This is a genomic window from Plantactinospora mayteni, from assembly GCF_016862935.1.
Taxonomy (GTDB): Bacteria; Actinomycetota; Actinomycetes; order Mycobacteriales; family Micromonosporaceae; genus Plantactinospora; species Plantactinospora mayteni.
Genome location: NZ_BONX01000057.1, coordinates 80,686 through 104,323, shown reverse-complemented (window position 1 = coordinate 104,323; position 23,638 = coordinate 80,686). Strand labels below are relative to the sequence as shown.

Genomic DNA, 23,638 nt, shown 5'->3' with positions numbered 1-23,638 from the left:
TAGGGCGGGTTGCGACCGGATCGCGGCCGTCGGCTGAGGTCAACCCTGCGGATCGTCGAGGCAGCTGCCGCAGAACCCGACCGGCGGCTCTGGCTGGTCGTCCTCGTAGCGGACAGCCGCCGCGACCAGCGGGTCGGTGGTCGCGATCGGCTCCAGCGTGGCGGGGCCGTCCTCCGGCCACGTCACCCGCGCACAGGCGATCCGCTCGGTGAGGGTACGCATGGCGCAGACTCCCACCTGCTGTGACGTCGGTATCGTGCCGGCGAAGTGGGTCGGCCCGCCGGGTTGGTAGCTCACCAGCGATTCCGGGTACGCGGTCGCGAACCAGTCCTGCGGCTTGAAGACGACGACGGCGAAGGCGGAGTTGGCCCGGTCCGGCGCGCATCCGGTGACCTGGCCGTACAGCGCGGTGTATCCGCCGTGGGCGGCACCGACCGCGGTGAACTGGCCGGTGGCGCAGGGGGCCGGAACCCAGGGGCCGGCGGCCTGGGACTGGGGGGCGGTGCCGAGCGTGAGCGCCAGCGCGCTCGCCAGTACCGCGGCGGCGCGGGCGGCCGGCCGCCCGAGCGGGTGTGACACGGGGTCTCCTCAGGTGGTGGTGGAGCCGGGGGTGCCGTGGCGCGGTGGCCGGGGTGCGGCACCGGCGGCGCCGAGCAGCAGCGCGAGCTGGAAGCGGTTTTCGACGCCCAGGCGGTCCATCAGGTTCCGCATGGTGTAGGCGACGGTGCGGACGCTGAGCCGTAGCTCCTGTGCCGCGGACTGGTCGGTGTGTCCCATGGCGAGCAGGCGCACCAGTGCCTGCTCGCGTGTGCTCAGCTCGATGGGCGGTACCCCCTGGTCCCGTGGGTCGGTCCCGTCGTCCCACAGCCGGTCGAACATGCCCGCCAGGGCCTGGACGGCCTCGGGGTCGGCGACCTCGATGTAGCCCCGTTCGAGGTCCAGCGGGTCGCTCGGCACCATCGCGGCGCGCCGGTCGAAGATCATTACTTTGAGCGGAAGTGCCGACAGCTCGCGGTACATCCCGCCGGCGTGGCCGAGCGCGGTGGCGTAGGCGGTGTACCGGTCGCCGTCGCTGGGCGGCAGGCCGAGCACGCGCAGCCGGATGCCGCGGGCCAGGATGCTGCGGTCGAGTGGCAGGGCGGCGGTGGTTGCCTCGGCGTCGAAGACCTCTTCGGTGTTGATGGCGAGGTGCTCGTGGCGTTCGGCGGCGATCAGGCTGGCCGCCCGCTGCCGGGCGGCGGAGCGGGTCGGCCAGCGTCGCAACGAGGCGCGGGCCAGGGCGGCCAGGCCCAGCTCGGTGGCGGCCATGACGTGCCGGCGCCACCGGTCGAGCGCCGGGGCGGGCATACGGTGTTGCCGCAGCGTGTCGAGGACCCGTTCCACCGCCACCGCCTCCCACACGAGGGCGCCCGGTGACCGGTACCCGGTGTTGGTGGCCGCGGGGACGGGACGTACCGCCGCCGCGGCCACCAGCTCGTCGAGCGCCCGACTCACCCGGCTCTGGGGCATGCCCAGCTCCCGGGCGAGCCGCGCGACCGTGCGGGGGCCGAGCAGCGACAACGCCCGGTAGCCGAGATCGGCATCGGGCGTCACTCCCCACCTGGTCAGCCTGGGCACAACCTCCGTTGACAACTCCAACGGATCCCCCCCCGTCTCGAACCCAGTACAGCTCCCGCGAGGACAGGACATCATCTCCGGGTACGGCTGTGAAGGCCGGTTCCTGGGACTTGCAGGATCATGCAGGGCCTCGTTGCAGGGAGCTGCAAAGAATTCCGGACATTTGCCATACCGGGCGGTGCTCGTCTTGTCGCTCCCAAGAATTGACGGCTATACCTTCGCTGCCCAGCCAGACCCTCTGGCTCCGCGATGGAGAAGGTGCGCCGTGACCCTGGTTTTGAAACGCCGCGTGGGATCGGTGCTGTGCGCGATCCTGGCCGGCGGATTCCTTTCCGCCGCACCGGCGTCCGCGCGCGAACCGGCCGCGACCGCCTGCACTGTTCCCGCCGGCGGTCTGGTCGCCGAGACCGAGGAGGTGGCCCTCGCGCTGGCCGCCGAATGCGGTGTCGAGGTGCGGGTCGCCGAATACCAGGACTACGCGGTGCGGTGGTTCGCCGAGCCCGACGGGCGGGTGCGGACCGAGACGTACGCGGCGGCGCAGTGGGCGCAGGACGCTTCGGGGCATTGGGTGGACGTCGACCCGACGCTCGTGCCGACCGGCGACGGCGGGTTCCGCACCACTGCGACAGTCTCCGACCTGCGGATCGCCGGTGGCGATGGTGCGTTCGTCACGGCGACCGCGCCGACCGGGCAGCGGGTGGGCCTGGACTGGCCGGGCACGCTGCCGGCGCCACGGGTCAGCGGGAGCACCGCCGTGTTCGACGACGTGATGCGCGATGTGGACCTCGAGGTGTACGCGAGCGCCGACGGTTTCTCCTACGCGTTCGTGGTCCACACCGCCGCGGCAGCCGCCGACCCGGCCCTGAAACGCATCGAGCTGGGCCTGGAGGTGGCCGGCCTCGACGTGGCCGTCGATACCGACTCCGATACCGCCGAGCTGACCGACACCGGCGGTGAGCTGGTGTACGCGGTGGAGACGCCGTGGATGTGGGACTCCTCGACGCCGGAGGCCAGCACCGCGACCGCCAGGGCGGGCGGGAACGTCGTCGCCACCGAGTCCGGCCGGGCCGCCGCGATGGACCTGGAGATGGATGGCGAGACGCTGGCCGTACTGCCGGACGCCGACCTGCTGGGCAACCCGGACCTGCGGTATCCGCTGTACATCGACCCGCGTTTCACCGGAAAGATCAGCCAGTGGGCCAACCTCCACTACGGAACGAGCGGCCAGTACGTCCACCAGACCACCTGGTCCGGCGACTCGTACCTGCGGGTCGGCTTCCAGGGTTGGCAGAACGACAACGCCGTGGGCCTGTGGCGGTCGGCGATCCAGTTCAACGGGCTGGACGACCTGGAGCACCGGGTGGTCGCGGACGCCCAGATCTGGATGACCCAGGACCACACCGGCGGCTGCGGCACGAGCTACAAGGTGCGGCTCGGCGCCATGGACTACTTCAAGCGCTCCACCGCGACGTTCGCCAACACGTATCCGGACAAGTACATCGGCATGGTGGCCACGACGACGGTGCCGACGTCCAATGAGGACCAGTGCGGCGACGAGGGCGACAAGCGGTTCAAGTGGCAGGACTCGCATCTGACCGACCGGTTGAAGTACATCGTCGACCGTGGCTGGGCCACCGCGTCGTTCACCATCTTCTCCGACAACGAGGGCAGCCGGAACCAGTGGCGCAAGCTCCTGCCCGGCAGCGGAAAGCTCGTCATCTGGCATACCGCGAACAAGCCCGTCGACCTGTTCAGCAACGGTGAGCGGTGTGCGACCTCCGCGCCGGGCTACAAGCTCAACACGCTGGTACCCACGCTGAGGGCCACCGCCCCGGCCAACCTCGCCCCGGCCGCCGAGCTGCGGTTCGAGCTGACCAAGGTCGGCTCCAGCGCCGTGATCAAGCAGCTCAACGTCGCGGTGACCTCGAAGGGGACGAAGACGGTCACGGTGCCCTCCGGCACCCTGACCGAGGGCACCGGGTACCGCTGGCGGGTCCGGGTCTGGGACAGCGACGGCGACAGCGCCCGCACCGGGCCGTACTCCGCGTACTGCTATTTCCGGGTCAACGCCCAGCCGCAGGTGCCGAGCGCGATGTCCACCGAGAAGCTGGGCTGCGGCACCCAGTCCAGCCCGACCCTGGTGACCACGCCGACCCCGACGCTGACTGCGACCCCGCGCGACCCCGACGGCGGCAAGGTGCGGCTGCGGTACGAGCTGTCCCGGCCGACCGGCGCCGTGCTGAGCCAGAAGACGCCGGACGGCCAGGCCGGCACCGCGCTGCCGAGCAGGGTGGACAAGTCGCTCGCGCTCGCCGAGGGCGTGTACCGCTGGCGGGCGCAGACGCTCGACGAGTTCGGCGCCGGGCCCTGGTCCTCGTACTGCTGGTTCCAGATCGACACCACGCCGCCGGAGCCGGCCGACGTGGCGCAGGTGACGGTGGACCCGGCGCCGGGCGACGTCGTGCACTTCGACCTCGTCGGCGGGGGCGACGTCGCGAAGTTCAGGTACGTCCTCGCCCCGGAGGCCGGCGGAAACGGCAGGTCGGTCAAGGCGTGTACCAACTACACGTGCAAGCTCACGGTAGACGCGGTGAACGGTCGGGCCAGGATCGACGTCCTGCCGTCGCGCACCACGATCGACCATGTCCTCCAGGTGTGGGCGCTCGACGCGGCCGGCAACGAGTCCTCCCGCACCGACACCTGGTTCGTCAGCGCGCCCACCGAGCCGGTGAAGCCGGTCGGGGCCTGGCGGTTCGACGGCGACACCGCCGACGACGCCGGCCCGGCCGGACTCACGGTCGCGGCCGGGCCACGGTACGGCACCGATCGCCACGGCCGGGCCGGCGGCGCGCTGGAGGTCGGCGGCGACAACACGCGGTGCGCGGTGACCGGCGGCCCGCCTCTGGACACCGCCGACTCGTTCACGCTCGCCGCCTGGGTGCGGATCGACAACTACTCGACCGGCGCCGGTCAGACGATCTTCGGCATGCCCGGCTCCGGTGGCAGCAACGTCAAGCTGCTGCTGAACGGCAACGGCACCCTCTGGTCCGTCTCCCGGCACTCCCAGGGCACGGGTGCCCAGGCGTACTGGGACCAGGCGACGGCACCGGTGTCCGGGGTCAGCGCCGGTAGCTGGGTACACGTGGCCGGGGTGTACGACGCCCCGGCCGAGCGGCTCCGCATCTACCTCAACGGCGCGCTGGCCGGTTCCGGGCCGGTCACCTTCGACCCGCCGACGGGCACCGGCCGGATGGGGGTCGGCTGCGGGTTCGGCGGCAGTCCGTTCGAGGCGATCCACGGTGCGGTCGACGACGCGGTGGCGGTGCAGCAGGTGCTGACCAGCGGCCAGATCGCGGCCCTCGCCGGGACGAACGAGGGGCTTCCCGCCGGTACCCGGGCGTGGTGGCCACTGCGCCAGCAGTACGCCGCGGAGCAGTCCGGGCAGGGTCCGCAACTGTCCACTCTCGACTCCGCCTCGTGGGTGGCGGACCAACACGGCCGGGCCAACAGCGCGCTCGCCTTCGACGGCAACACCTGCCCGACCGCCGAGCGGGTGCCGGTACGCACCGACGGCTCGTTCACGGCCTCGGCCTGGGTATACCTGGACCCGGCGCACATCACCGGCCACTCCCGGGTGTTCAGCCTGCACGGCAGCCGGCACTTCGCGGCCATGCTGAAGTACAACTCGACCACGTTGGGTTGGGAGTTCGCGGTCACCAAGGCGGACGACACCGCCGCCACCGGTGGCTCCGTGAGCGGCGCCGCGACACCCGGGAAGTGGACCCACCTGGCGGTGACCGTGAACGCCGACACCCGGCGCATCGCCCTGTACGTGAACGGCGCGCTGGCCGAAGAGCAGACCGTCGGCTTCGCGCTGTGGCGGGCCACCGAGCTGGTGGTCGGCTGCGGCGGCACCGCCGACGGCACGCGCTCGTCGCGGTGGAAGGGCGCGATGTCCGACGTGCGGGTGTGGCGGGGCGTGGCGACGCCCGACACCATCCAGGGGCTGCGCACCGAGCAGCTCGCGTACTGGGAGCTGGGGCGGGACGAGCTCGGCACCGACGGCTGGGGCGCGGACCACAACCTTGTCTTCAGCGGCGAGCACCAGTGGGTCGAGGACCGGTACAACTGGTGCCACGCGGCTTACGGCCTCGGCTTCGCCGGCGCCGGCTACGCCAGCACCACCCGCCCGGTGGTGACCACCGACCAGTCGTTCACCGTCGCGGCCTGGACAAGGCTCAACAGCGCCGACGGCTACCGCACCGTCGCGTCACAGACCGGGGTCAACCGGATGGCCTTCAACCTGGCCTTCCACCCCACGATCGACGACGGCGGTCGCTTCCAACTGTCGACGCCGTCGTCCGACGGGACGAGCAGCGGCGCCTGGCACCGGATCGTCGGCAAGCAGGCTCCCGAGCTGGGCCGGTGGTACCACGTGGCCGGGGTCTTCGACTTCGGCACCGGCACGATGCGCCTGTACGTCAACGGTGTCCCGCAGGGCGAGCAACGGATGATCGCATCGCCGTGGCAGGCCAGCGGACCGTTCGTCGTCGGTGCCGCCTTCGAGGACGGCGCGATGGTCAACCAGATGGACGGCGTCATCGACCAGGTGCGGGTGTGGTCCGGTGTGGTGGACCCGCTGGTCATCCGCGACCTGGCCAGACGCCTGCCCAGCCAGCCCGATCCGGGCAGCGGCTCCTGCGACGGCGACGACGAGCAAGCACGGTGAAGGGTCACCTGACGATGAATTCCAGGCTGCATGTCCTCGTCCGCCTGACCGTGGTCGTCACGTTGCTCGTGGCAGCGGCGGTCGTCGCCTACCAGTTGCCGGAACGCTTCAGGTCCGGTGCGCTCGACCCCGACCTCGGCACGCCGGTGGAGGCCGAGGCCGTCACCGGCACCGCGGTCGACCCGAAGGCCGAGGGCGTGCACGTGCCGGACCAGAGCTGGGCGGGGCCGGGTACGGCCGACTGGCCGGCGGCCGGCGTCACGACGGTGCCCCTGCGGGCGACGGGCATCGACGCGGCCCGCACCGGCACCCCCACCGCCGCCGCGCTGCGCGTCTTCGGCCAGGATGTTTCGGCGAAGCTGGGTGTCAACGGTGTCGTGTACCAGGTCTCGTCCGACCGGAGCGGCCAGGCCGACCTGAAGATCGACTACCGCCGGTTCGCCGGCGCGTTCGGCGGCGGCTGGTCGTCGCGGCTGCGGCTGGTGGCGCTGCCCGGCTGCGCGCTGAGCGAGCCCGCCAAGCCGGGCTGCCTGACCGGCCACGAGCTGGCGAGCGTCAACGACACCAAGGCGCGGAGCGTGACCGCCACCGTCGAGCTCGGCGGCGAGGCGGGCGGCGCCGTGGTCCTGGCGCTGGCGGCCGACGAGAGCGGTGCGACCGGAAACTGGTCGGCCACCGACCTGTCGCACGCCGGTTCCTGGTCGCAGGGGGCCTCGTCGGGCAGCTTCGGCTACTCGTACCCGATGCGTGTGCCGCCCGCCGCCGGCGTCGTGCCGGAGCTGTCGCTGTCGTACACCTCGCAGGCGGTGGACGGCCGCACGTCCTCGTCCAACAACCAGGCCGGCCTCATCGGCGACGGCTGGGGCTACCACCCGGGTCTCATCGAGCGCACCTACCAAAACTGCTACCGCGACAAGGGTGGCAACACCCCGACCGCCACCGGCGACTGGTGCTGGGACGGCGCGTCCGACGCCGTGACCATGTCACTGGGCAGCGTCAACGCCGCGCTGGTCAAGGACGACACCACCGGACAGTGGCACGTCGCCGCGGACTCCGGTTGGAAGGTGGAGCGGCTCGGTTCGGCCGCCACCGCGTCGACCGCGACGTCGGAGCGCTGGCGGATCACCGCCACCGACGGCACCCGGTACCTGTTCGCGTCCCGCGCCGGCTCGCGGCTGACCGCACCGGTGTTCGGCAACCACTCCGGCGAGCCCTGCCACCGGCCCGGCGACTTCAAGGGCTCGGCCTGCACCCAGGCGTACCGGTGGCTGCTGGACGAGGTCGTCGACGCGTACGGCAACGTGACCCGGTACGAGTGGAGCACGGAGACCGGCCACTACGGTGCCGCCGCGGACGTCGACAACCGTACGGCCTTCCACCGGGCCGCCAGGCTGACCCGGATCGAGTACGGACTGCGCGCCGACGACGCCGCAGCCCTCGCCGCCGGCCGGGTGGTGTTCTCCTACGCCGACCGCTGCGAGTCCGACTGTCGCGAGTCCGGCGGCGATCCCCGGCCGGCCAACTGGCCCGAGACGCCCTGGGACCTCGACTGCACGGCCGCGCCGTGCACCGACAAGCTCCACATGGCGTTCTTCGCCTCGCAGCGGATCACCTCGATCGCCACCTACGTGCGCAGGGGCGAGGCGTTCTCCAAAGTGGACTCGTGGGCGCTGGAGCACGACTTCCTGCACTACGGCGACGAGGAGGACACGGTGCTGTGGCTGGCGTCCGTCCAGCACACCGGTCACGTCGGCGGCACCGGGTCCACCCCGCCGGTCACCTTCGCGGGCACCCCGATGGCCAACCGGGTGGAGCACTCCGAGGGCGAACCGTCGCTGTGGCGTACCCGGCTGTCCAGGATCGTCACCGAGACCGGCTCCGAGGTGCTCGTCTGGTACTCCGCCGAGGACTGCACCTGGGACAACCGGCCGAGCCCGCGGGACAACGACCGCCGCTGCTACCCGATGTTCTTCGACGAGGGCCCCGACGAGGAGCCGGCCGAGGAGTGGTTCCACAAGTACGTGGTCACCCAGGTCGCGGAGTTCGACACCACGGCGGGACAGTTGCCGGTGCGGACCCACTACGAGTACGCCACCACCGGCGGCGGCACCTCCCGGCTGTGGGCGTGGAACGACAGCGAGGTGGTCGACCACGACCTGCGCAGCTACTCGCAGTGGCGCGGCTACGCCCGGGTGACCACCAGGGTCGGTGACCCGGCTGAGGACACCCCGCTCACCTCCGTGGCCCGCTACTACCGGGGACTCGACGGCCAGCCCGACACCGCGACGGGCACCGGGTCCCGCACTGTCAAGGTCACCGACGGCGAAGGCAACGAGGTGGCCGACCACGAGGCGCTCGCGGGGATGGTGTTCGAGGAGGCCGAGTACGAGGGCTCGGCGATCATCAGTGCCACGGTGAGCCGGTACTGGACCAGGAAGACCGCCTCGCGCGGGCACGACGGCGGCAGCACCGAGGCGTGGCTGACCGGACAGTCGCGCACCGACACCCGTCGGCTGCTCGACACCGCCACCGACACCTGGCAGCGCACCCGCCACAGCACCGAGTTCGACGACCGGGGCCGCCCGGTGGCCGGCTCCGACCTGGGCGACCTCGTGGCGCAGGACGACCAGCGCTGCGTCCGCACCACATACCACGACGACGCCGGCAGGCACCTGTACGAGCGGCCGAACCGCATCCAGGTCTTCGCGGTGCCCTGCGCGACGACCCCGTCGCTCCCCGACGACCTCGTGGCCGACCGGCGGCTCTCCTACGACGGCGCCACCGGTGCCGTGACGGCCGTCGAGGAGGTGTCGGCGCACGACGGCTCCACCGCAAGCTGGCTCAGGACACGTGCGTACACCTACGACAAGCTGGGCCGGCAGACCTCCGAGACGGACGCGGTCGGCAGGACCACCAGCACGAGCTACACCCCTGCGGGCGCGGGCGTGACGGAGTCGGCGACGATCACCAACCCGCTCGGCCACGCCACGACCGTGCAGAACGAGCCGGCGTGGGGCGTGCCGGCCCGGACCGTCGACCCCAACGGCCGGAGCACCGAACTGGCCTACGACCCGCTCGGGCGCACCGTCGCCGCGTGGGGGCCGGGCTGGAAACGCGCCGACCACCCGGACACCCCGACGGCGGAGTATCGGTACCGGGTCCGGAACGACGGCCCGTCAGCGGTCACGACCTTCGGGCTGAACGCCGACGGCGAGCAGCGCCTGACGGAGATCGCCCTCTTCGACGCGCTGCTGCGGCCCGTGCAGCAGCAGGCACCCACGACGCAGGGCGGGCGGCTTGTCACCAGCACCCGGTACGACACCCGTGGCCTGACCGAGTGGAGTTCCGGCCCGAACTGGGTCGACGGCGCCGGGCCGGGCGTCGACCTCGCCGTGGTGTCCCAGGGGCAGGACCACGCCCGCACGCTCTACACCTACGACGCGGCCGGACGGGTCGTCACCGAGTCCTTCATGTCCCACCAGCAGATCCTCTGGACCACCCGGACCCGGTACGGCGGCTCCACCAAGGGCTGGATGCGGCGCACCGACCCGCCCCGGGGCGGCACCCCGTCGGCCACCGTCGTCAACCTCCAGGACGAGGTGATCGAGAAGCGCGACTACCGTGGCTCGACCGCCGACGGCGCCTACGACGCGACGGTGTACGAGTACGACCGCCGGGGCCGGCTCGCCTCCGTGACCGACCCGGCGCTCAACCGGTGGTCGTACGAGTACGACCTGCGCGGCCGGCGGGTGGCCGCGCACGACCCGGACACCGGCACCACCAGGGCCGGCTACGACGACGCGGATCGGATCGTGGCCACCACCGACGCCCGCGGCCAGACGGTCAGCACCGAGTACGACGTGCTCGGCCGGATGACCGCCCGGTGGTCCGGCGCCCCGCGGACCGGTCAGCCGTTGGCCGCGTGGGTCTACGACAAGGTGTCCGGCGGAATCGGCCTGCCCTACACGTCGTCGTCCTATCTGGATGGAAAGGCGGTGACCACCCAGGTGTCCGGGTACGACGCCGCCGGCCGGCCGACCGCCATCGTCGAGACGATCCCCGCCGTCACCGGGCTGGAGTCGCTGGCGGGGACGTACCGCACGTCGCAGTACTACAACCCGGACGGCTCGGTGTCGTACACGAACCTGCCCGCCGTCGGCGGCCTGGCCCGGGAGAGCGTGGTGTTCGAGTACGACGACCTCGGCCACGCCACCGACGTGTGGGGCGAGTACTTCGACGGCAACGGCACGGTCGTCGACTACGTGGACGGTGCCGCCTACACCGCCTGGGGCGAACTCGGCCAGCGCGTGCTCGGCGGGGTCGGCGGCAAGCGGGTCTACCAGACCTGGACCTACCAGGACGGCACCCGGCGCGCCGCCGAGTACCGGCTCTCCCGGGACGCGGTCGGCACGACGAACGTCGCGCACCTGTCGTACCGGTACGACCCGGCGGGCAACATCCTCTCCATCGCCGACGCGGCGACCGACGAGCCCGGCGCGCCGGAGCGGCAGTGCTTCGGCTACGACCACCTGCGCCGGCTGACCGACGCGTGGGCGCAGGCCGGCGCCGGCGACTGCGTGGCTGAGGGCGACCTGGGCAGCGACGACCTCGGCGGCCCGGCACCCTACTGGACCTCGTACACCTACGACGTGACCGGCAACCGCACCTCGGTGACCGACCACCGCGCGGACGGCACCAGCCGCAGGGACGTCTACGCCTACACCGACGGCGAGGCACATCTCGTCGAGAAACTCACGTCGCCCGCCGGCACCGACACCTTCACCTGGGACGACGCCGGCAACCTCACCAAGCGGGTGGTCGGTGGCCACACCGAGACGCTGGACTGGAACGCGCAGGGCAAGCTCGCCGCGATCACCGACGGCGAGGGCACCACGCGGATGGTGTACGACGCGGGGAACAAGCGCGTGGCCCGCATCGACCCCGACGGCTCGGCGACCGTGTTCGTGGCGGGACACGAGATCACCGCAAGCCCGACAGGTGGGGTGACCGCGGTCCGCACGTACAAGCACGGCGAGGCCGTGGTCGCCACCCGGTCCACCGCCGAGGGGCTCGTCTGGATCGGCAACGACCACCAGAACACCTCGACCTGGGCGGTGTCGGCGACGACCGCGAAGGTCACCCACCGGCGCCAGGACCCGTTCGGCAACGACCGCGGCTCGAACCGGCCGTGGACGGCGAGCCAGCAGGGCTACCACACCGGTACCGAGGATCCCGGCGGCCTCGTCTCGATGGGCGCGCGGTTCTACGACCCGGTCACCGGGCGTTTCATCTCCCGCGACCCGATCACGGTGTTCGAGGACCTGCAACAGATCAACGGCTACTCGTACGCCTCGAACAATCCGGTGACGACATCCGACCCGAGCGGGCTGAGGGAGACGGAATGCAGCCGGGGCACGTCCGGATGCGACGGCAACGGAATGGCCAAGCCCGAAAACTGCGGGACGTCGGGAAAGTGCAGCAAAGCCGATCCGGGCTGGACGAGGACCGTTCATCTGCCGGGAGACAACGAGCTGGTCCTGACGAACAACGGCAGCTACCTCAACGGGGTGCCCATCACCGGGGCCTGGAGCGAGCCCCTCGATCTCGCGCTCGACGTGCTCGAAGCAATGGCGGAGCACGGCCTTTCCAACAGCACCGCGGACACGATCAAGGCGCTGTACCTGCTCTGCGAGAGTTCGGAGAAGTACCAGGGATGCAACGGGTACAGCAAGGCATTGTCGGACATCTATGACATAGCCATGTGCGCCACCGGCGAGGAGTGCGTCACCATCGAGCTATGCGCCAACAACACCTGCCAGTACGTGAACGCCGAGGAGATTCTCGACGTCATGACCACGTACGAGGAGGAACATGACGTCGGCACCGGCGACGGATTCACCGTCCTGCTCTCCATGGCCTACTCCGACTATGCCGCCGCCGCAGGTGACGCGTGCGCGGTGCACGGTGAGCTGGCGGCTCTGGGCTGTGCGGCCGGCGGCGCGCTGTCGACCTCGCTACAGGTCTACTACGGCTGCGTCGACAACGCGGACGCGGGCGACAGGGCGTGCCTGGGCGCGCTCGTCGGGATGGCGACCACGGCGATGAACTCCTACATAAGCAGCCGTGCCCTCGGCGGCGACTACACCCAGAGCTTCCGGGGTGGCACGCTCCGGCCGAGCAGCCCGTGGGGAGCCAGATGACCCGGTGGGTTGTGGGATTCCCCCTCCTCGGCTGGCCGGCGGGGGCGAGCCGGGCGGGGCGGCACAACAGCCGATCACCCGCTGACCTCCACCCTGGCCCATTCGCGCCGGGAGCCGTGGCCCGTGCTGAGGTACGTCACCCCCGGCCGGTCGTCCCGGCCGACCAGGGTCCCGTCCGGCAACTGGCCCACCCAGTCCAGTGCTGGGGTACCCGGGGTCGGGATGTAGGCGCCGCGGTCGAGGTACCCGGACACCCCGGGACCGGTGATCACGAGCAGGCCGCCCCCGGCCGGTGCCACCGCGTACGGCCGTTCGCGTTCCGCCGTGATCCCGGTGATCGGGCGCGGCACCCAGGAGCCGCCCGCCCCCGAACCGGCCTGGTACTGCCAGAGCAGTGGCAGGCCGGTGCCCTTGCGGGCCTTGGCGCGGGCCGGAAGCCTGCCCCCACCCTGGCCGCCCGACGAGCCGGCCTCCTGGTCCGCGACGAGCCAGACGTCGCGGCCGTCCGCGGAAGTCACCACCCGGGCGTTCCCGATCGTGCCGCCCGGTTGCCCGGGCACCGGGAGCCGGGTGAAGCCGCCGGTGAGCTGGCCGAACGCCGTGACGGCCCGACCGTCCTGCACACCGGCGAGCCACACCCGACCGTCGCGGCCGTTGGTGAGCGACCGGATGCTCTCCAGGCCGGGCGGCACACTCCGCCGCCAGGTCGGCCCGGCCGCCCAGTCCCGGACGAGGCAGTCGCCGGTACCGTCCTGCGGGCAGTCCAGATAGAACCGCCCGCTGGCGGAGTGGTATTCGGCCGGTACCTCGCCCCGGATGTCGTACGGTCGCGACTGCCAGGAGGTGGCGCCGTCGCGGGAGACGTACCAGGCGTGTGGCTCGGCGAGCAGCACCACGGCCAGCCCGGCGCCGACGTACAGTTGGTGGTTCTCCGCCTCCGGCCGGGGATGGCGGAGCTGTCGCCAGTTCCGCCCCGCGTCCTCGGTACCGAACAGCCGCGCCTCGCAGGGCTTGGCGGCACAGCGGACGAAGAGGGCGTACCCCCGTCGGGCGTCGGCGAACTCGACGGAGAGCGGAGCGAACCCGGCCGGCAGGTCGAGGTCGACGGCCGACTCCGCCGGGCCGGTGGTGGTCGGCGGCGAGGCGGGGAGTGACGGCGTGCCGGGGAGTGGAGCCGCGGGTGGATCCGCGTCCGGGGCGCAGGCCGGCACCGCCACGATCGCCAACGACAGCAACGCAATGGCCGGTATCCGCCGCGAAATCCTCGTCACGCTGGCAGGAGTCGTACCGGCGTCCCCGGGTTCCCGCGGGTCGGACTACCGGGTCGCGACGCCCTGACGTGCCGAGGCGTGTGCCTTCCGGAGTTTGGCGCGGATCGACTCGGCGTCGACGTGGCTGATCTCGTCGAGGATCTCCAGTGCCCGTTGCCAGGCGTCCCGGGCGGCACGTTGGTCGCCGGCGGCGTGGTGGGTGTCCCCGAGGTGTGTCAGGGCCTCCACCTCTCCGTTGCGGTCGCCGAGTTCGCGGTGTATCGCCAGGGCCCGCTGGTAGCAGTCGGTCGCCCGCCGATGGTCACCGAGGCGGTGGTGGATGTACCCGACGCTGTCCAGGGTGCTCGCCTCGCCGTCGCGGCTGCCCAGCTCCCGATGGATGGCGAGGGCCTGCTCGCAGTGGACGAGCGCGGACCGGTACTCGCCGAGCATGGCCTGGTACCAGCCGACCGCGTTCAACGCCCTGGCCTCCCCGGTACGGTGACCGGCGGCGCGGAACAGTTCGAGAGCGCGGGCCGAATGGTGCAACGCCTCGGCGTGCTGGCCGCGTTGCCCGGCGGACCAGCAGAGGGCACGGCGGGCGCGGGCCTGGCCGACCAGGTCACCCAGTTCGGCGTAGAGCGCCAGGGCCTGTTCGAGGTGGTGGTCGGCGGCCTCGTCCTGACCGAGCCGGCCGAGGGCGTTGCCGATGAAACGGTGGGCGCGGGCCTCCCCGTCCCGGTCGGCGAGTTGCCGGGCGGCGCCGAGTGCCGCCTGCTGGGTGGCCAGGTAGTCGTGCCAGTGCCCCTGCCGGTCGAGGAAGGTGACCAGCGTCCACGGGAGTTCGTACGCGTGCCGGTCCATCCCGAGGTCGGTGGCCTGGTCGACCGCGGCCAGCAGGGAGCGCCGTTCGGCCCGGAACCAGGTCATCGCCTGCCGGGGATCGGTGAGTTCGGTGCGGACGACATCCGTCGGCGCGGCGTCCAGGCGGAGCGGATCCCGGTGCGGTTCCAGCAGCCGGTCCGCGGTGTGCGCGGTGTGCAGGTAGTGGTCGAGGATCCGGCGCAGGGCCGCGCCTCGTTCGGCCTCGGTGTCGGTGGTCCCGGCCAGTTCGGCGGCGTGGGCGCGGAGCAGATCGTGCATCGCGTACCGCCCCGGGAGGTGTTCGGTGACCAGATGGGCCTGGTTCAGTTCGGTGAGCAGGCGGCGGGCCACGGGTACCGGGACGCCGGAGAGGCTGGCCGCGGCGGGAACCGTGAGATCCGGTCCGGCGTGCAGGCCGAGGAGCCGGAACAGTCGGGCCGACGGGGTGCCGAGCGTCCGGTACGACCAGGACAGCACCGCGCGGACGTCCGTGGCCGTGTCCAGCCCTTCGAACATGTCGAGGCTGCCGGCGGCCTCCCGGAGTTCGGCGGCGAGCGCCGCCAGCGGCCGTCGGGGGTGGCCCGCCGCTCGGGCGGCGACCACGGCCAGCGCGAGGGGCAACCCGGTGCACCGGGCGATGATCTCGTCGACGGCGTCCGGCTCCGCCCCGACCCGGTCCGCGCCGAGCCGGCGGGACAGCACCCGTCGGGCCTCGTCGGCGGTCAGCACCTCCAGGGTGATCAGGTCGGCGCCCTCGGTGACGGCCAGCGCGGAGAGGTCGGTGCGGCTGGTCACGACGACCAGGCAGCCCGCCGAGCCGGGCAGGAGCGGACGGACCTGCGCGGCGTCCCGCGCGTTGTCCAACACGACCAGGGTGCGGGTACCGGCCAGGAGACTGCGGTACAGCGAGACCTGCGCGTCGCGGTCGGCCGGGAGCCGCCGCGGCGGGACGCCCAACGCCTCCAGGAAGCCGCGTACCGCCTGGGCGGGGTCCACAGGGGACTCGGCCGGGTCGAAACCGCGCAGGTTGACGTACAACTGCCCGTCGGGGAACCGCCGGGCGATCCGGTGCGCCCAGTGCACGGCGAGGGTCGTCTTGCCGACTCCGGCGGTACCCGACACCGCGCAGACGGCCACCGCGGTCGACTGCTCCCCGGCGTCGGCCAGGACGGCGTCGAGCCGAGCCAGTTCGTCCGCGCGACCGGCGAATCCACGTACGTCCGACGGGAGCTGCCGGGGCGCGGTGGCCGGCTCGGCGCGCGGCCCGGCCGGGATCTCCGGCGGCTCCCGCCGCAGGATCCGCCGGTGGAGCTCCTGTAGTTCGCTGCCGGGTTCGGCGCCGAGCTGGTCGCGGAGCACCCGGCGGGCATCCTGGAAGGTCTGGAGGGCCTCGGCCGTCCGGCCGGCGCCGCAGAGCGCGAGCATCAGTCGGGCCCACAGGTTCTCGTGCAGCGGATGCTGGAGGACCACGCGGCGCAGCTCGCTGATGACACCGTCGTGTTCGCCCAGCGCCAGCCTGGCCTCGGCGTGCTGGTCGATGGCGGTGAGGCGGTGCTCCGCCAATCGGGCGAGTTCGGCCCAGAGCCCCGCGCCGACGGGCAGCCCGTCCAGCGGGGCGCCACGCCACAGGCGTAGCGCATCCTGGTAGCACCGCGCCGCCCGGGCGAAGTCCGCGGTGCTCTGGGCCTGCCGCGCGGTGTCGACCAGCCGGTGGAACGTCTCCACGTCCAGCTCACCGGGTGACACCCGGACCAGGTAGCCGCCGGTCTCGGTGACCAGGCGGGAGTCGTCCGCGCCGGCCCGCCGCAACCGAGACCTGAGGCCGGCCACGTAGGTACGGAGGTTGGACTCCGGGCTGGCCGTCGGCGCCTCCCACACCGCCTCGGCGAGGCGCTGGGCGGTCACCACCTCGTTCGCGTGCAGCAGCAGAGCCGCCAGTACGGCGCGTTGGCGTGGTCCGCCCAGCGGCACGGCCGTCCCCGCATGCCGTACCTCCAGGGGTCCCAGCACCCGAAACTCCACCGGGTCTCCTCATCCACGTCGCTCTCCCCGTCGACGGGGGACGCGCCCGTCGGTCGGGCCACTCCACCGACGGCACAGCGATGCCACGTTGCTGCCAATCTAGGGGCGGAACGTCGTACGCGCCACGGTGCCTGGGCGGAGTCTGGGCGGGAATCTGGGCGGCCGGGCCCGCATGGTCCTGCCCGAGCGGTCTGGCCCCGGCGTGGCGGGCCGTGCCGTCGCCGGTGCCGGAATGGGTGCGGCGCGACGTCACGCCCGGTATCGGGGGCGGGGCCGGCCGCGGCGGGTGGGGACGCGCGAATATCTTCGAAAGATCTTGGCGTACCTGTCGATTGGGGCGGGTGCTATTCGTAGCCCTGGTGAGAGCCCGGCACGGAGCCGGTCCACACACCCGCTGGAGGGCACGATGACCACCACCGCGAACGCGACCCGCGCCACCACCACCTCGACCATCGGTGCGCTGATCGGGACCGGGTTCCTCGCCACGGTTGCCGCGAGCGCCGCCACCATGGCCGTCGCCGCCGCCGGCCACGCCGCAGGGATCAGCCTCGACATGGCCGGCGCCCCGATCCCGGTCACCGGGTTCGGCGTGCTGACCGCTGCATTCTCGCTGATCGGCGTGGTCATCGCCGGGCTGCTGTCGCGTTTCGCCCGGCGTCCGCGGCGTACGTTCGTCCGCACTACGGTGGTGCTGACCGTCCTGTCGCTGGTGCCGGACGTGATCGCCGACGCCGGGGTGGCCACCAAGGCGTTGCTGATGCTCACCCACCTGGTCGCGGCCGTGATCGTGATCCCCGCTGTCGCCCGCCGCCTGGCCGCCTGACCTGGCACCATCGCACCGTCGAGCTAACGGAGGACCGTCATGAAGCAGTACCTGCTTTCCGTGCATCTCGTCGAGGGCGCGCCGACGCCGTCCGACGAGGAGATGCAGACCATGTTCAGGGAGACCGCTCGGATCAACGACGAAATGCAGGCCGCCGGCGCCTGGGTCTTCGGCGGAGGACTCGTGTCGCCGGACAGCGCCACCGTCGTCCGGATCGAGAACGGCACCACCACCATGAGCGATGGGCCGTTCGCCGAGACGAAGGAGCACATCGCCGGATTCTGGATCATCAAGTGCGCGGACCTGGACCAGGCGCTGGCCTGGGCCGAGAAGTGCGCGGCGGCCTGCGGCCCGATCGAGGTACGCCCCTTCGACGACCTGTCCGAAGCCTGAACGGGAGCCGGTCACCCGACATGGACCTGGCGAACATCTACCGCGCGGAGTACGGCCGCTGCGTCGCCACCCTGGCCCGCCTCCTCGGCGACATCAACCTCGCCGAGGAGGCGGTGCAGGACGCGTTCACCACGGCGCTGCAAAAGTGGCAGACCCCGCCGCCGAACCCGGGCGCCTGGATCGTGACCACCGCACGAAACCGGGCCGTCGACCGGCTCCGCCGGGAGTCGACCCGCGAGGCCCGGCACGCCCAGGCCCTGCTGCTGCACCACCAGGACGAGCCCTCGGAGGTGGGACCGGTGAAAGACGACCAGCTGAGACTCATCTTCACCTGCTGCCACCCGGCGCTCGCTCCGGACGCGCGAACCGCCCTCACACTCCGGCTGCTCGGTGGCCTCGAAGTACCGGAGATCGCCCGGGCCTACCTGACCCAGGAGGCGACCGTCGCCCAGCGGATCGTGCGCGCCAAGAAGAAGATCCGCGACGCCGGCATCCCTTACCGGGTACCCGCCGAACACGAGCTGCCGGACCGGCTGCCGCCCGTGCTCACCGTGCTCTACCTGATGTTCAACGAGGGCTACGCGTCCACCGCCGGAGCGCTGATCGATGCGGACCTGTGCACCGAGGCGATCCGGCTCGCCCGCGAACTCGCCGCGTTGATGCCCGACGAGCCGGAGGTCCTCGGCCTGCTCGCCCTGTTGCTGCTGACCGAGGCGCGTCGCCCGGCCCGGCTCGGCCCGACCGGCGAACTGGTACTGCTGGCCGACCAGGACCGGTCGCTGTGGAACCGGACACTCATCGCCGAGGGCCACGACCTGGTCCGCCGCTGCCTGCGGCGCAACCGGCCCGGCCCCTACCAGATCCAGGCCGCGATCAACGCGGTGCACACCGACGGTGCCGCGACCGACTGGCCGCAGGTCCTGGCTCTCTACGACCAACTCCTCGCGCTCGCGCCGACCCCGATCGTCGCGCTCAACCGTGCGGTCGCCGTCGCCGAGGTGCACGGGCCGGCGGTGGCCCTCGCCGTGTTGGCGGACGTCGATCTCCCGGGCTACCACCGGCTGCCCGCCACCCGGGCCGAACTGCTGGCCCGACTCGGACGCGACGCGGAGGCCCGAGCCGCCTACGACCAGGCCGTGGCACTGGCCACCAACGAGACCGAGCGTGCCTTCCTGGAGACCCGCCGTACCGACCTGACGCGCGGAAGGAGAGCCTCGTGACCGCCACCTGCACCTTCGACGTCTTCCCGCCTCGGAGAAGTCCGAGGTGCCCTTGCGATCGCACGGCAGCCTGTCGTTGAACCGGACGCCGATGGCCGCCGGTCTGGTCGACTCGGCCGCGTGACGCTTTTCCCGGTGCTGCCGAGCCACCGGCCTCGGTCGCAGTGTGTAGAGGTCGAATATCGACCCACCTTGTGGCCTGGAAGGCTGATGGGCGTGACAGGCGATGCGGTTGAGGAGTTCGAGCGGCACCGTTCGAAGCTGTTCGGGTTGGCCTATCGGATGCTGGGTTCGGCTGAGGAGGCCGAGGACGTGGTTCAGGACGCCTTCCTTCGCTGGTACCACGCGCCCGCTGTCGAAGCGCCGTGGGCATGGCTGGCCAAGGTCGCCACCAACCTGTGTGTGAACCGGTTGACGTCCGCGCGTGCGCGTCGGGAGAGCTATGTCGGTTCATGGCTGCCGGAGCCGGTGCGGACCGCGGACGGCGCTCTGGGTCCGCTGGACAGTGCCGAGCAGCGTGATCTCGTCTCGCTGGCCTTCCTGGTGTTGTTGGAACGGCTCAACCCCGTGGAGCGTGCGGTGTTCGTGCTACGTGAGGCCTTCGGCTACAGCCATCGGGAGGTGGCCGAGGTGATCGATTCGTCCGAGGCGAACTCGCGGCAGCTGTACCGGCGTGCTCGCCTGCGGCTCGCCGACGCTCCCGGAAACGCCAAGCGCCCCACGGGCCGGGCCCACCGCCGCGACCTGGTGGAAAGCTTCCTGGCGGCTGTGGAAGAGGGGGATCTGCGCGGGTTGGAGAAGGTGCTCGCCGAGGACGTGACCGTGTGGGTGGACAGCGGCGGCAGGATCGGCGCCGCGAGGCGGCCCATCTGCGGCGTGCACCGCGTGTCGCGCTACCTGGTGGGCGCTCGGAGCACCGCTGGTCGGAGGGTGAGGTTGTTGGTTGCGGAGCTGAACGGCGCTCCGGGTCTGCTGGCCCTGGCCGGCGAGGAGCTGATCGGCGTACTGGTGCCGGAGACGACCGGCGACTCGATCAGCGAGATTCGGATCATCGCCAATCCCGACAAACTTCGGTTGTCACATTCGGGAGCCCTGTCCGGTTCTTTATAGGTGACCTGACAGCACTCTCCACGGGGGTTGCCACCGTGACGAACCCGATCCTGGTAACGGGCGGTACCGGCCGGCTCGGCCGTGCGCTCGTGCCACGACTTCTGTCGGCCGGCCATGCCGTACGGCTGCTGAGCCGGCAGCCGCCGCCTGACGACAGGACATGGCGCGGTGACCTGCTCACCGGTGACGGCTTGGCGCAGGCCGTCACCGGCGTCGGCGTGATCATTCACTGCGCGACCGGTAACGGTCGTGGGGACACGGAGGCCACTCGCAACCTGATCCAGGCGGCGGTGCGAGCCGGTCGTCCGCATCTGATCTACGTGTCCATCGTCGGCGTCGATCGGGTGGCCCTTTCCTACTATCGCGCGAAGCTGGCGTGCGAGCGGCTCCTGGAAGCGTCCGGCCTGCCGTGGACGATCCAGCGCACGACCCAGTTCCACGACCTCATCGTCTGGATGTGCGACATCCAGCGGTGGCTACCGGCGATCGTGATGCCCGCCGGAGTCAGCTTCCAGCCCATCGACACCGGTGAGGTGGCCGCTCGTCTGGCCGACCTGGCCAGCGCGGCACCGGTCGGCCGGGCGCCGGACATGGGCGGGCCGGAGGTACGTGCCGCCGCCGATCTGGCCCGCGCCTACGCTCGCGCCCGGTCCAGCCACCGGCCGGTGCTGGCGGTGCCGCTGCCCGGCTCGGCCATCCGCGGCTACCGACAAGGCGGGCACCTGGCCCCCGACCACACCGTCGGCCGGATCACTTTCGACCAGTTCCTCGCCGCATGAGCGCGCGCACCTGGCTCCGCGCGGGCCTGGCCTTCCTCGCCACGGCACAGTTCGGCGTGGGGTGCTGGGCCCTGGTGTTCCCCCGCTCGTTCTTCGACATCCCGTGGGTGGGGATGCGCATGCCCTACAACGCCCATCTGATGATGGACTACGGCGCGATGAGCCTGGCCACGGCGGTGGCACTGGGCGTGAGTGCCTTCGTGCTACGGCGGACCATCACTCGTACGGCGCTCGCGGTGTATCTGACGTTCGCCGCGCCGCACCTGGTGATCCACATTCGACTGCTGCACCATCTCACGCCGGGTGAGCGCGTGCCACTGCTGATCGCGCTTACGGCGGCGGTGGTTATCCCGCTGGTGCTGCTGCCGCTCACCAACCGGCTCGAAGAGGCGAAGCCTTCATGCTGACCCGACGTGATGGCGCCGTCGACCCGTAGTCACCGCGTCGCGGTCGGCTGGTCGACGGCGGCACGTGGAACGGGCGAGAAGCGTGCGGGTGTGTCGAGCCGGACCGTTGACCCCCTTGACACCACAACGCCGGACCGGATTACCGTGCCGGTCGTGCCCATCCACGATGACGAGGTCCGAGCCACCGTCGACCAGGTGCGCCGCCTCCTGGCGGACCAGTGCCCGCAGTGGGCCGACCTTCCCGTGACACCCCTGCCCGAGAAGCTCGAGGGCACCGACCACGTACTCTTCCGGATCGGCGACGCACTCGTCGCCCGCATGCCCAAGATCGCCGGGGCGGTCGACCAGGCCGACTCTGACGCGCGGTGGCTACCCGCGCTCGCGTCCCAGCTTCCCGTGCGGATCCCCGTTCCGGTTCACCTGGGCGAACCTGGTGCCGAATATCCGTGGCGGTGGACCGTGGTGCCATGGGTCGCCGGGACTACGCCGCCCAGGCTCGGCTGCGACGACGTCGTGCTGGCCCGCGAGGTGGCCGCCTTCGTCCGTGCCCTGCACCGCATCGATCCCGTCGGCGGACCGGTCAAGCCACCGGGTTCCCGCGGATCCGCCCTGGTCCACGCCGACGAGGAGGTGCGCCGGGCGCTACCCCGCCTTGCCGAGCATGACGACGGCTTCGAGGTGGCCGCTGCGGAGGCGGCCTGGGAGACCTGCCTGGCCGCTCCTGACTGGGACCGAACTCCCGTCTGGATCCACGGTGACCTGCAACCGGGCAACCTGATCACCAACGGTGACCGGCTGGCTGCGGTCATCGACTTCGGCGCACTCGGTGTCGGTGATCCGGCTCCGGACGTCGCTCCCGCGCTGTGGACCTTCACCGGTGCGGCCCGGGACGCCTACCGAGAGGCGGTCGGCTACGACGACGCTACCTGGCGCCGCGCCTGCGGCTGGGCCCTCGCACCATCGCTGACCGGCATCGACTACTACCGGCACACCTTTCCCCGGATGGCCGAGCACGGCCGCCGCATGGTCCGTGCGGTAGTCGCCGAACTCGGGTGAGTGCGACCGATCCCCCTGAGGCGCCTGACCATCCTCGTCATCGACCAGGCATCGCAGCTGCCGCACTTCGCGCGCTACACAGGGTCACGTTGACGTGACGGTTTGGCGGACGGGCTCCGGCTCATGACGGTACTCGACGCCGGCCGCGACGAGGATCCGCTCCGGCCCCCGCCGCCACCGGCAGAGGTCGCATACGATGGGCCCGGCTTCGATGTAGATCTGGAGGTTGCGGTGCCCGACCCGAGTTCCCCGTCGCCGTCGGTCGAGGGTGGCGCCACCCGGATCGACACCACGGTGCCGCACCCGGCCCGCCGCTACGACTACCTGCTCGGCGGCAAGGACAACTTCGCCGCCGACCGCGAGTCGGCCGAGGCGATGCTGAAGGTCTACCCGAGCGCCCGAATGGCCGTGCAGGAAAACCGCCGGTTCCTCCGCCGGGCGGTGAGTTACCTGGCCCGGGAGACCGGGATACGGCAGTTCCTCGACATCGGTACCGGCATCCCTTCGGTGGACAACACCCACGAGGTGGCGCAGTCGATCGCCCCCGAGTCGCGGATCGTCTACGTGGACAACGACCCGATCGTGCTGACGCACGCGCGGGCGCTGCTGACCAGCACCGCACAGGGGCGTACCACCTATCTGGACGCCGACCTGCGGCAGCCCGGGAAGATCCTCAGCCACCCGGACCTGCTCGGCACGCTCGACCTGAAGCAGCCGGTGGCGGTGCTGCTGGTGGCGATCATGCACTTCATCGTCGACGAGGACGACCCGTACGGCCTGGTCGAAGAACTGCTCGCGCCGCTGCCCTCCGGTAGCGCGCTGGTGATGACCCACTTCACCAACGACTTCCTGCCGCCCGAGCTGGCCGCCGAGATCGAGGCGGCCTGGCGAGAGAACCCGGCGAACGGACAGGGCCGGGCCCGCAACGCCGAGGAGATCGGCCGGTTCTACACCGACCTGGAACTGGTGTCGCCGGGGATCGTGCCGCTCGCCGAGTGGCGGGCCGAGTCGGAGCCGCAACCCCGGCCCGCCGCACGCGACGTCACCGCCTACGGCGTGGTCGGCCGCAAGCGCTGACGCCACCGGACGACGCCGGCCGGGCCGGGCCCACCCCGCTGGCGCGCTACACCGGACTCCCGCGTCCGATCGTCAAGAGGCACCACCGGCT

Annotated in this window: 14 protein-coding genes; 10 read left to right on the top strand and 4 right to left on the bottom strand. The window is 71.7% G+C overall.

What is annotated here, in order from left to right:
- Positions 1-39 precede the first annotated feature (39 nt).
- Together Pma05_RS36400 and Pma05_RS36395 are read right to left on the bottom strand one after the other, a co-directional pair.
- Positions 40-579 carry a hypothetical protein gene (locus Pma05_RS36400; protein ID WP_203862080.1) on the bottom strand — a complete coding sequence of 180 codons (540 nt, stop codon included), beginning with the start codon at positions 577-579 and terminating at the stop codon, positions 40-42.
- Between the two features lie 9 nt (positions 580-588).
- On the bottom strand, positions 589-1,593 hold the full coding sequence (locus Pma05_RS36395) for a helix-turn-helix transcriptional regulator (protein WP_203862079.1): 1,005 nt from the start codon (positions 1,591-1,593) through the stop codon (positions 589-591).
- A 289-nt stretch (positions 1,594-1,882) separates the two neighbouring features.
- On the opposite strand from Pma05_RS36395, the gene Pma05_RS36390 reads away from it, so the two are divergent.
- Positions 1,883-6,346, top strand: a complete 4,464-nt coding sequence (locus Pma05_RS36390; RefSeq protein ID WP_203862078.1) for a LamG domain-containing protein — start codon at positions 1,883-1,885, stop codon at positions 6,344-6,346.
- Between the two features lie 14 nt (positions 6,347-6,360).
- Positions 6,361-12,546: an RHS repeat-associated core domain-containing protein gene (locus Pma05_RS36385; RefSeq protein WP_203862077.1), complete on the top strand. Its 6,186-nt coding sequence runs from the start codon at positions 6,361-6,363 to the stop codon at positions 12,544-12,546.
- 74 nt (positions 12,547-12,620) lie between these two features.
- Here Pma05_RS36385 and Pma05_RS36380 read toward each other — a convergent pair whose 3' ends face one another.
- Together Pma05_RS36380 and Pma05_RS36375 are read right to left on the bottom strand one after the other, a co-directional pair.
- Positions 12,621-13,817, bottom strand: a complete 1,197-nt coding sequence (locus tag Pma05_RS36380) for a hypothetical protein (protein WP_203862076.1) — start codon at positions 13,815-13,817, stop codon at positions 12,621-12,623.
- A 45-nt stretch (positions 13,818-13,862) separates the two neighbouring features.
- On the bottom strand, positions 13,863-16,682 hold the full coding sequence (locus tag Pma05_RS36375) for an AfsR/SARP family transcriptional regulator (protein WP_203862075.1): 2,820 nt from the start codon (positions 16,680-16,682) through the stop codon (positions 13,863-13,865).
- A gap of 406 nt (positions 16,683-17,088) precedes the next feature.
- Here Pma05_RS36375 and Pma05_RS36370 point away from each other — a divergent pair, with 406 nt between their 5' ends.
- The 8 genes from Pma05_RS36370 to Pma05_RS36335 all read left to right on the top strand — a co-directional run bounded on the left by Pma05_RS36370 (position 17,089) and on the right by Pma05_RS36335 (position 23,547).
- Entirely contained in the window at positions 17,089-17,505 is a 417-nt protein-coding gene (locus Pma05_RS36370) for a DUF6069 family protein (RefSeq protein WP_203862074.1), read from the top strand.
- A 39-nt stretch (positions 17,506-17,544) separates the two neighbouring features.
- Positions 17,545-17,898 carry a YciI family protein gene (locus Pma05_RS36365; protein ID WP_203862073.1) on the top strand — a complete coding sequence of 118 codons (354 nt, stop codon included), beginning with the start codon at positions 17,545-17,547 and terminating at the stop codon, positions 17,896-17,898.
- A gap of 20 nt (positions 17,899-17,918) precedes the next feature.
- On the top strand, positions 17,919-19,118 hold the full coding sequence (locus Pma05_RS36360) for an RNA polymerase sigma factor (protein ID WP_203862072.1): 1,200 nt from the start codon (positions 17,919-17,921) through the stop codon (positions 19,116-19,118).
- Positions 19,119-19,328: 210 nt separating this feature from the next.
- Positions 19,329-20,228 carry an RNA polymerase sigma factor SigJ gene (gene sigJ / locus Pma05_RS36355; protein WP_203862071.1) on the top strand — a complete coding sequence of 300 codons (900 nt, stop codon included), beginning with the start codon at positions 19,329-19,331 and terminating at the stop codon, positions 20,226-20,228.
- 35 nt (positions 20,229-20,263) lie between these two features.
- Entirely contained in the window at positions 20,264-21,007 is a 744-nt protein-coding gene (locus tag Pma05_RS36350; RefSeq protein WP_203862070.1) for an SDR family oxidoreductase, read from the top strand.
- Positions 21,004-21,414, top strand: a complete 411-nt coding sequence (locus Pma05_RS36345; protein ID WP_203862069.1) for a hypothetical protein — start codon at positions 21,004-21,006, stop codon at positions 21,412-21,414. Before Pma05_RS36350 ends, Pma05_RS36345 begins: the two co-directional genes overlap by 4 nt.
- Positions 21,415-21,567: 153 nt before the next feature.
- Positions 21,568-22,470 carry an aminoglycoside phosphotransferase family protein gene (locus tag Pma05_RS36340; RefSeq protein ID WP_203862068.1) on the top strand — a complete coding sequence of 301 codons (903 nt, stop codon included), beginning with the start codon at positions 21,568-21,570 and terminating at the stop codon, positions 22,468-22,470.
- A gap of 231 nt (positions 22,471-22,701) precedes the next feature.
- A complete protein-coding gene (locus Pma05_RS36335) occupies positions 22,702-23,547 on the top strand; it encodes an SAM-dependent methyltransferase (RefSeq protein WP_239313856.1) in 846 nt (281 codons plus the stop codon).
- Positions 23,548-23,638 lie beyond the last annotated feature (91 nt).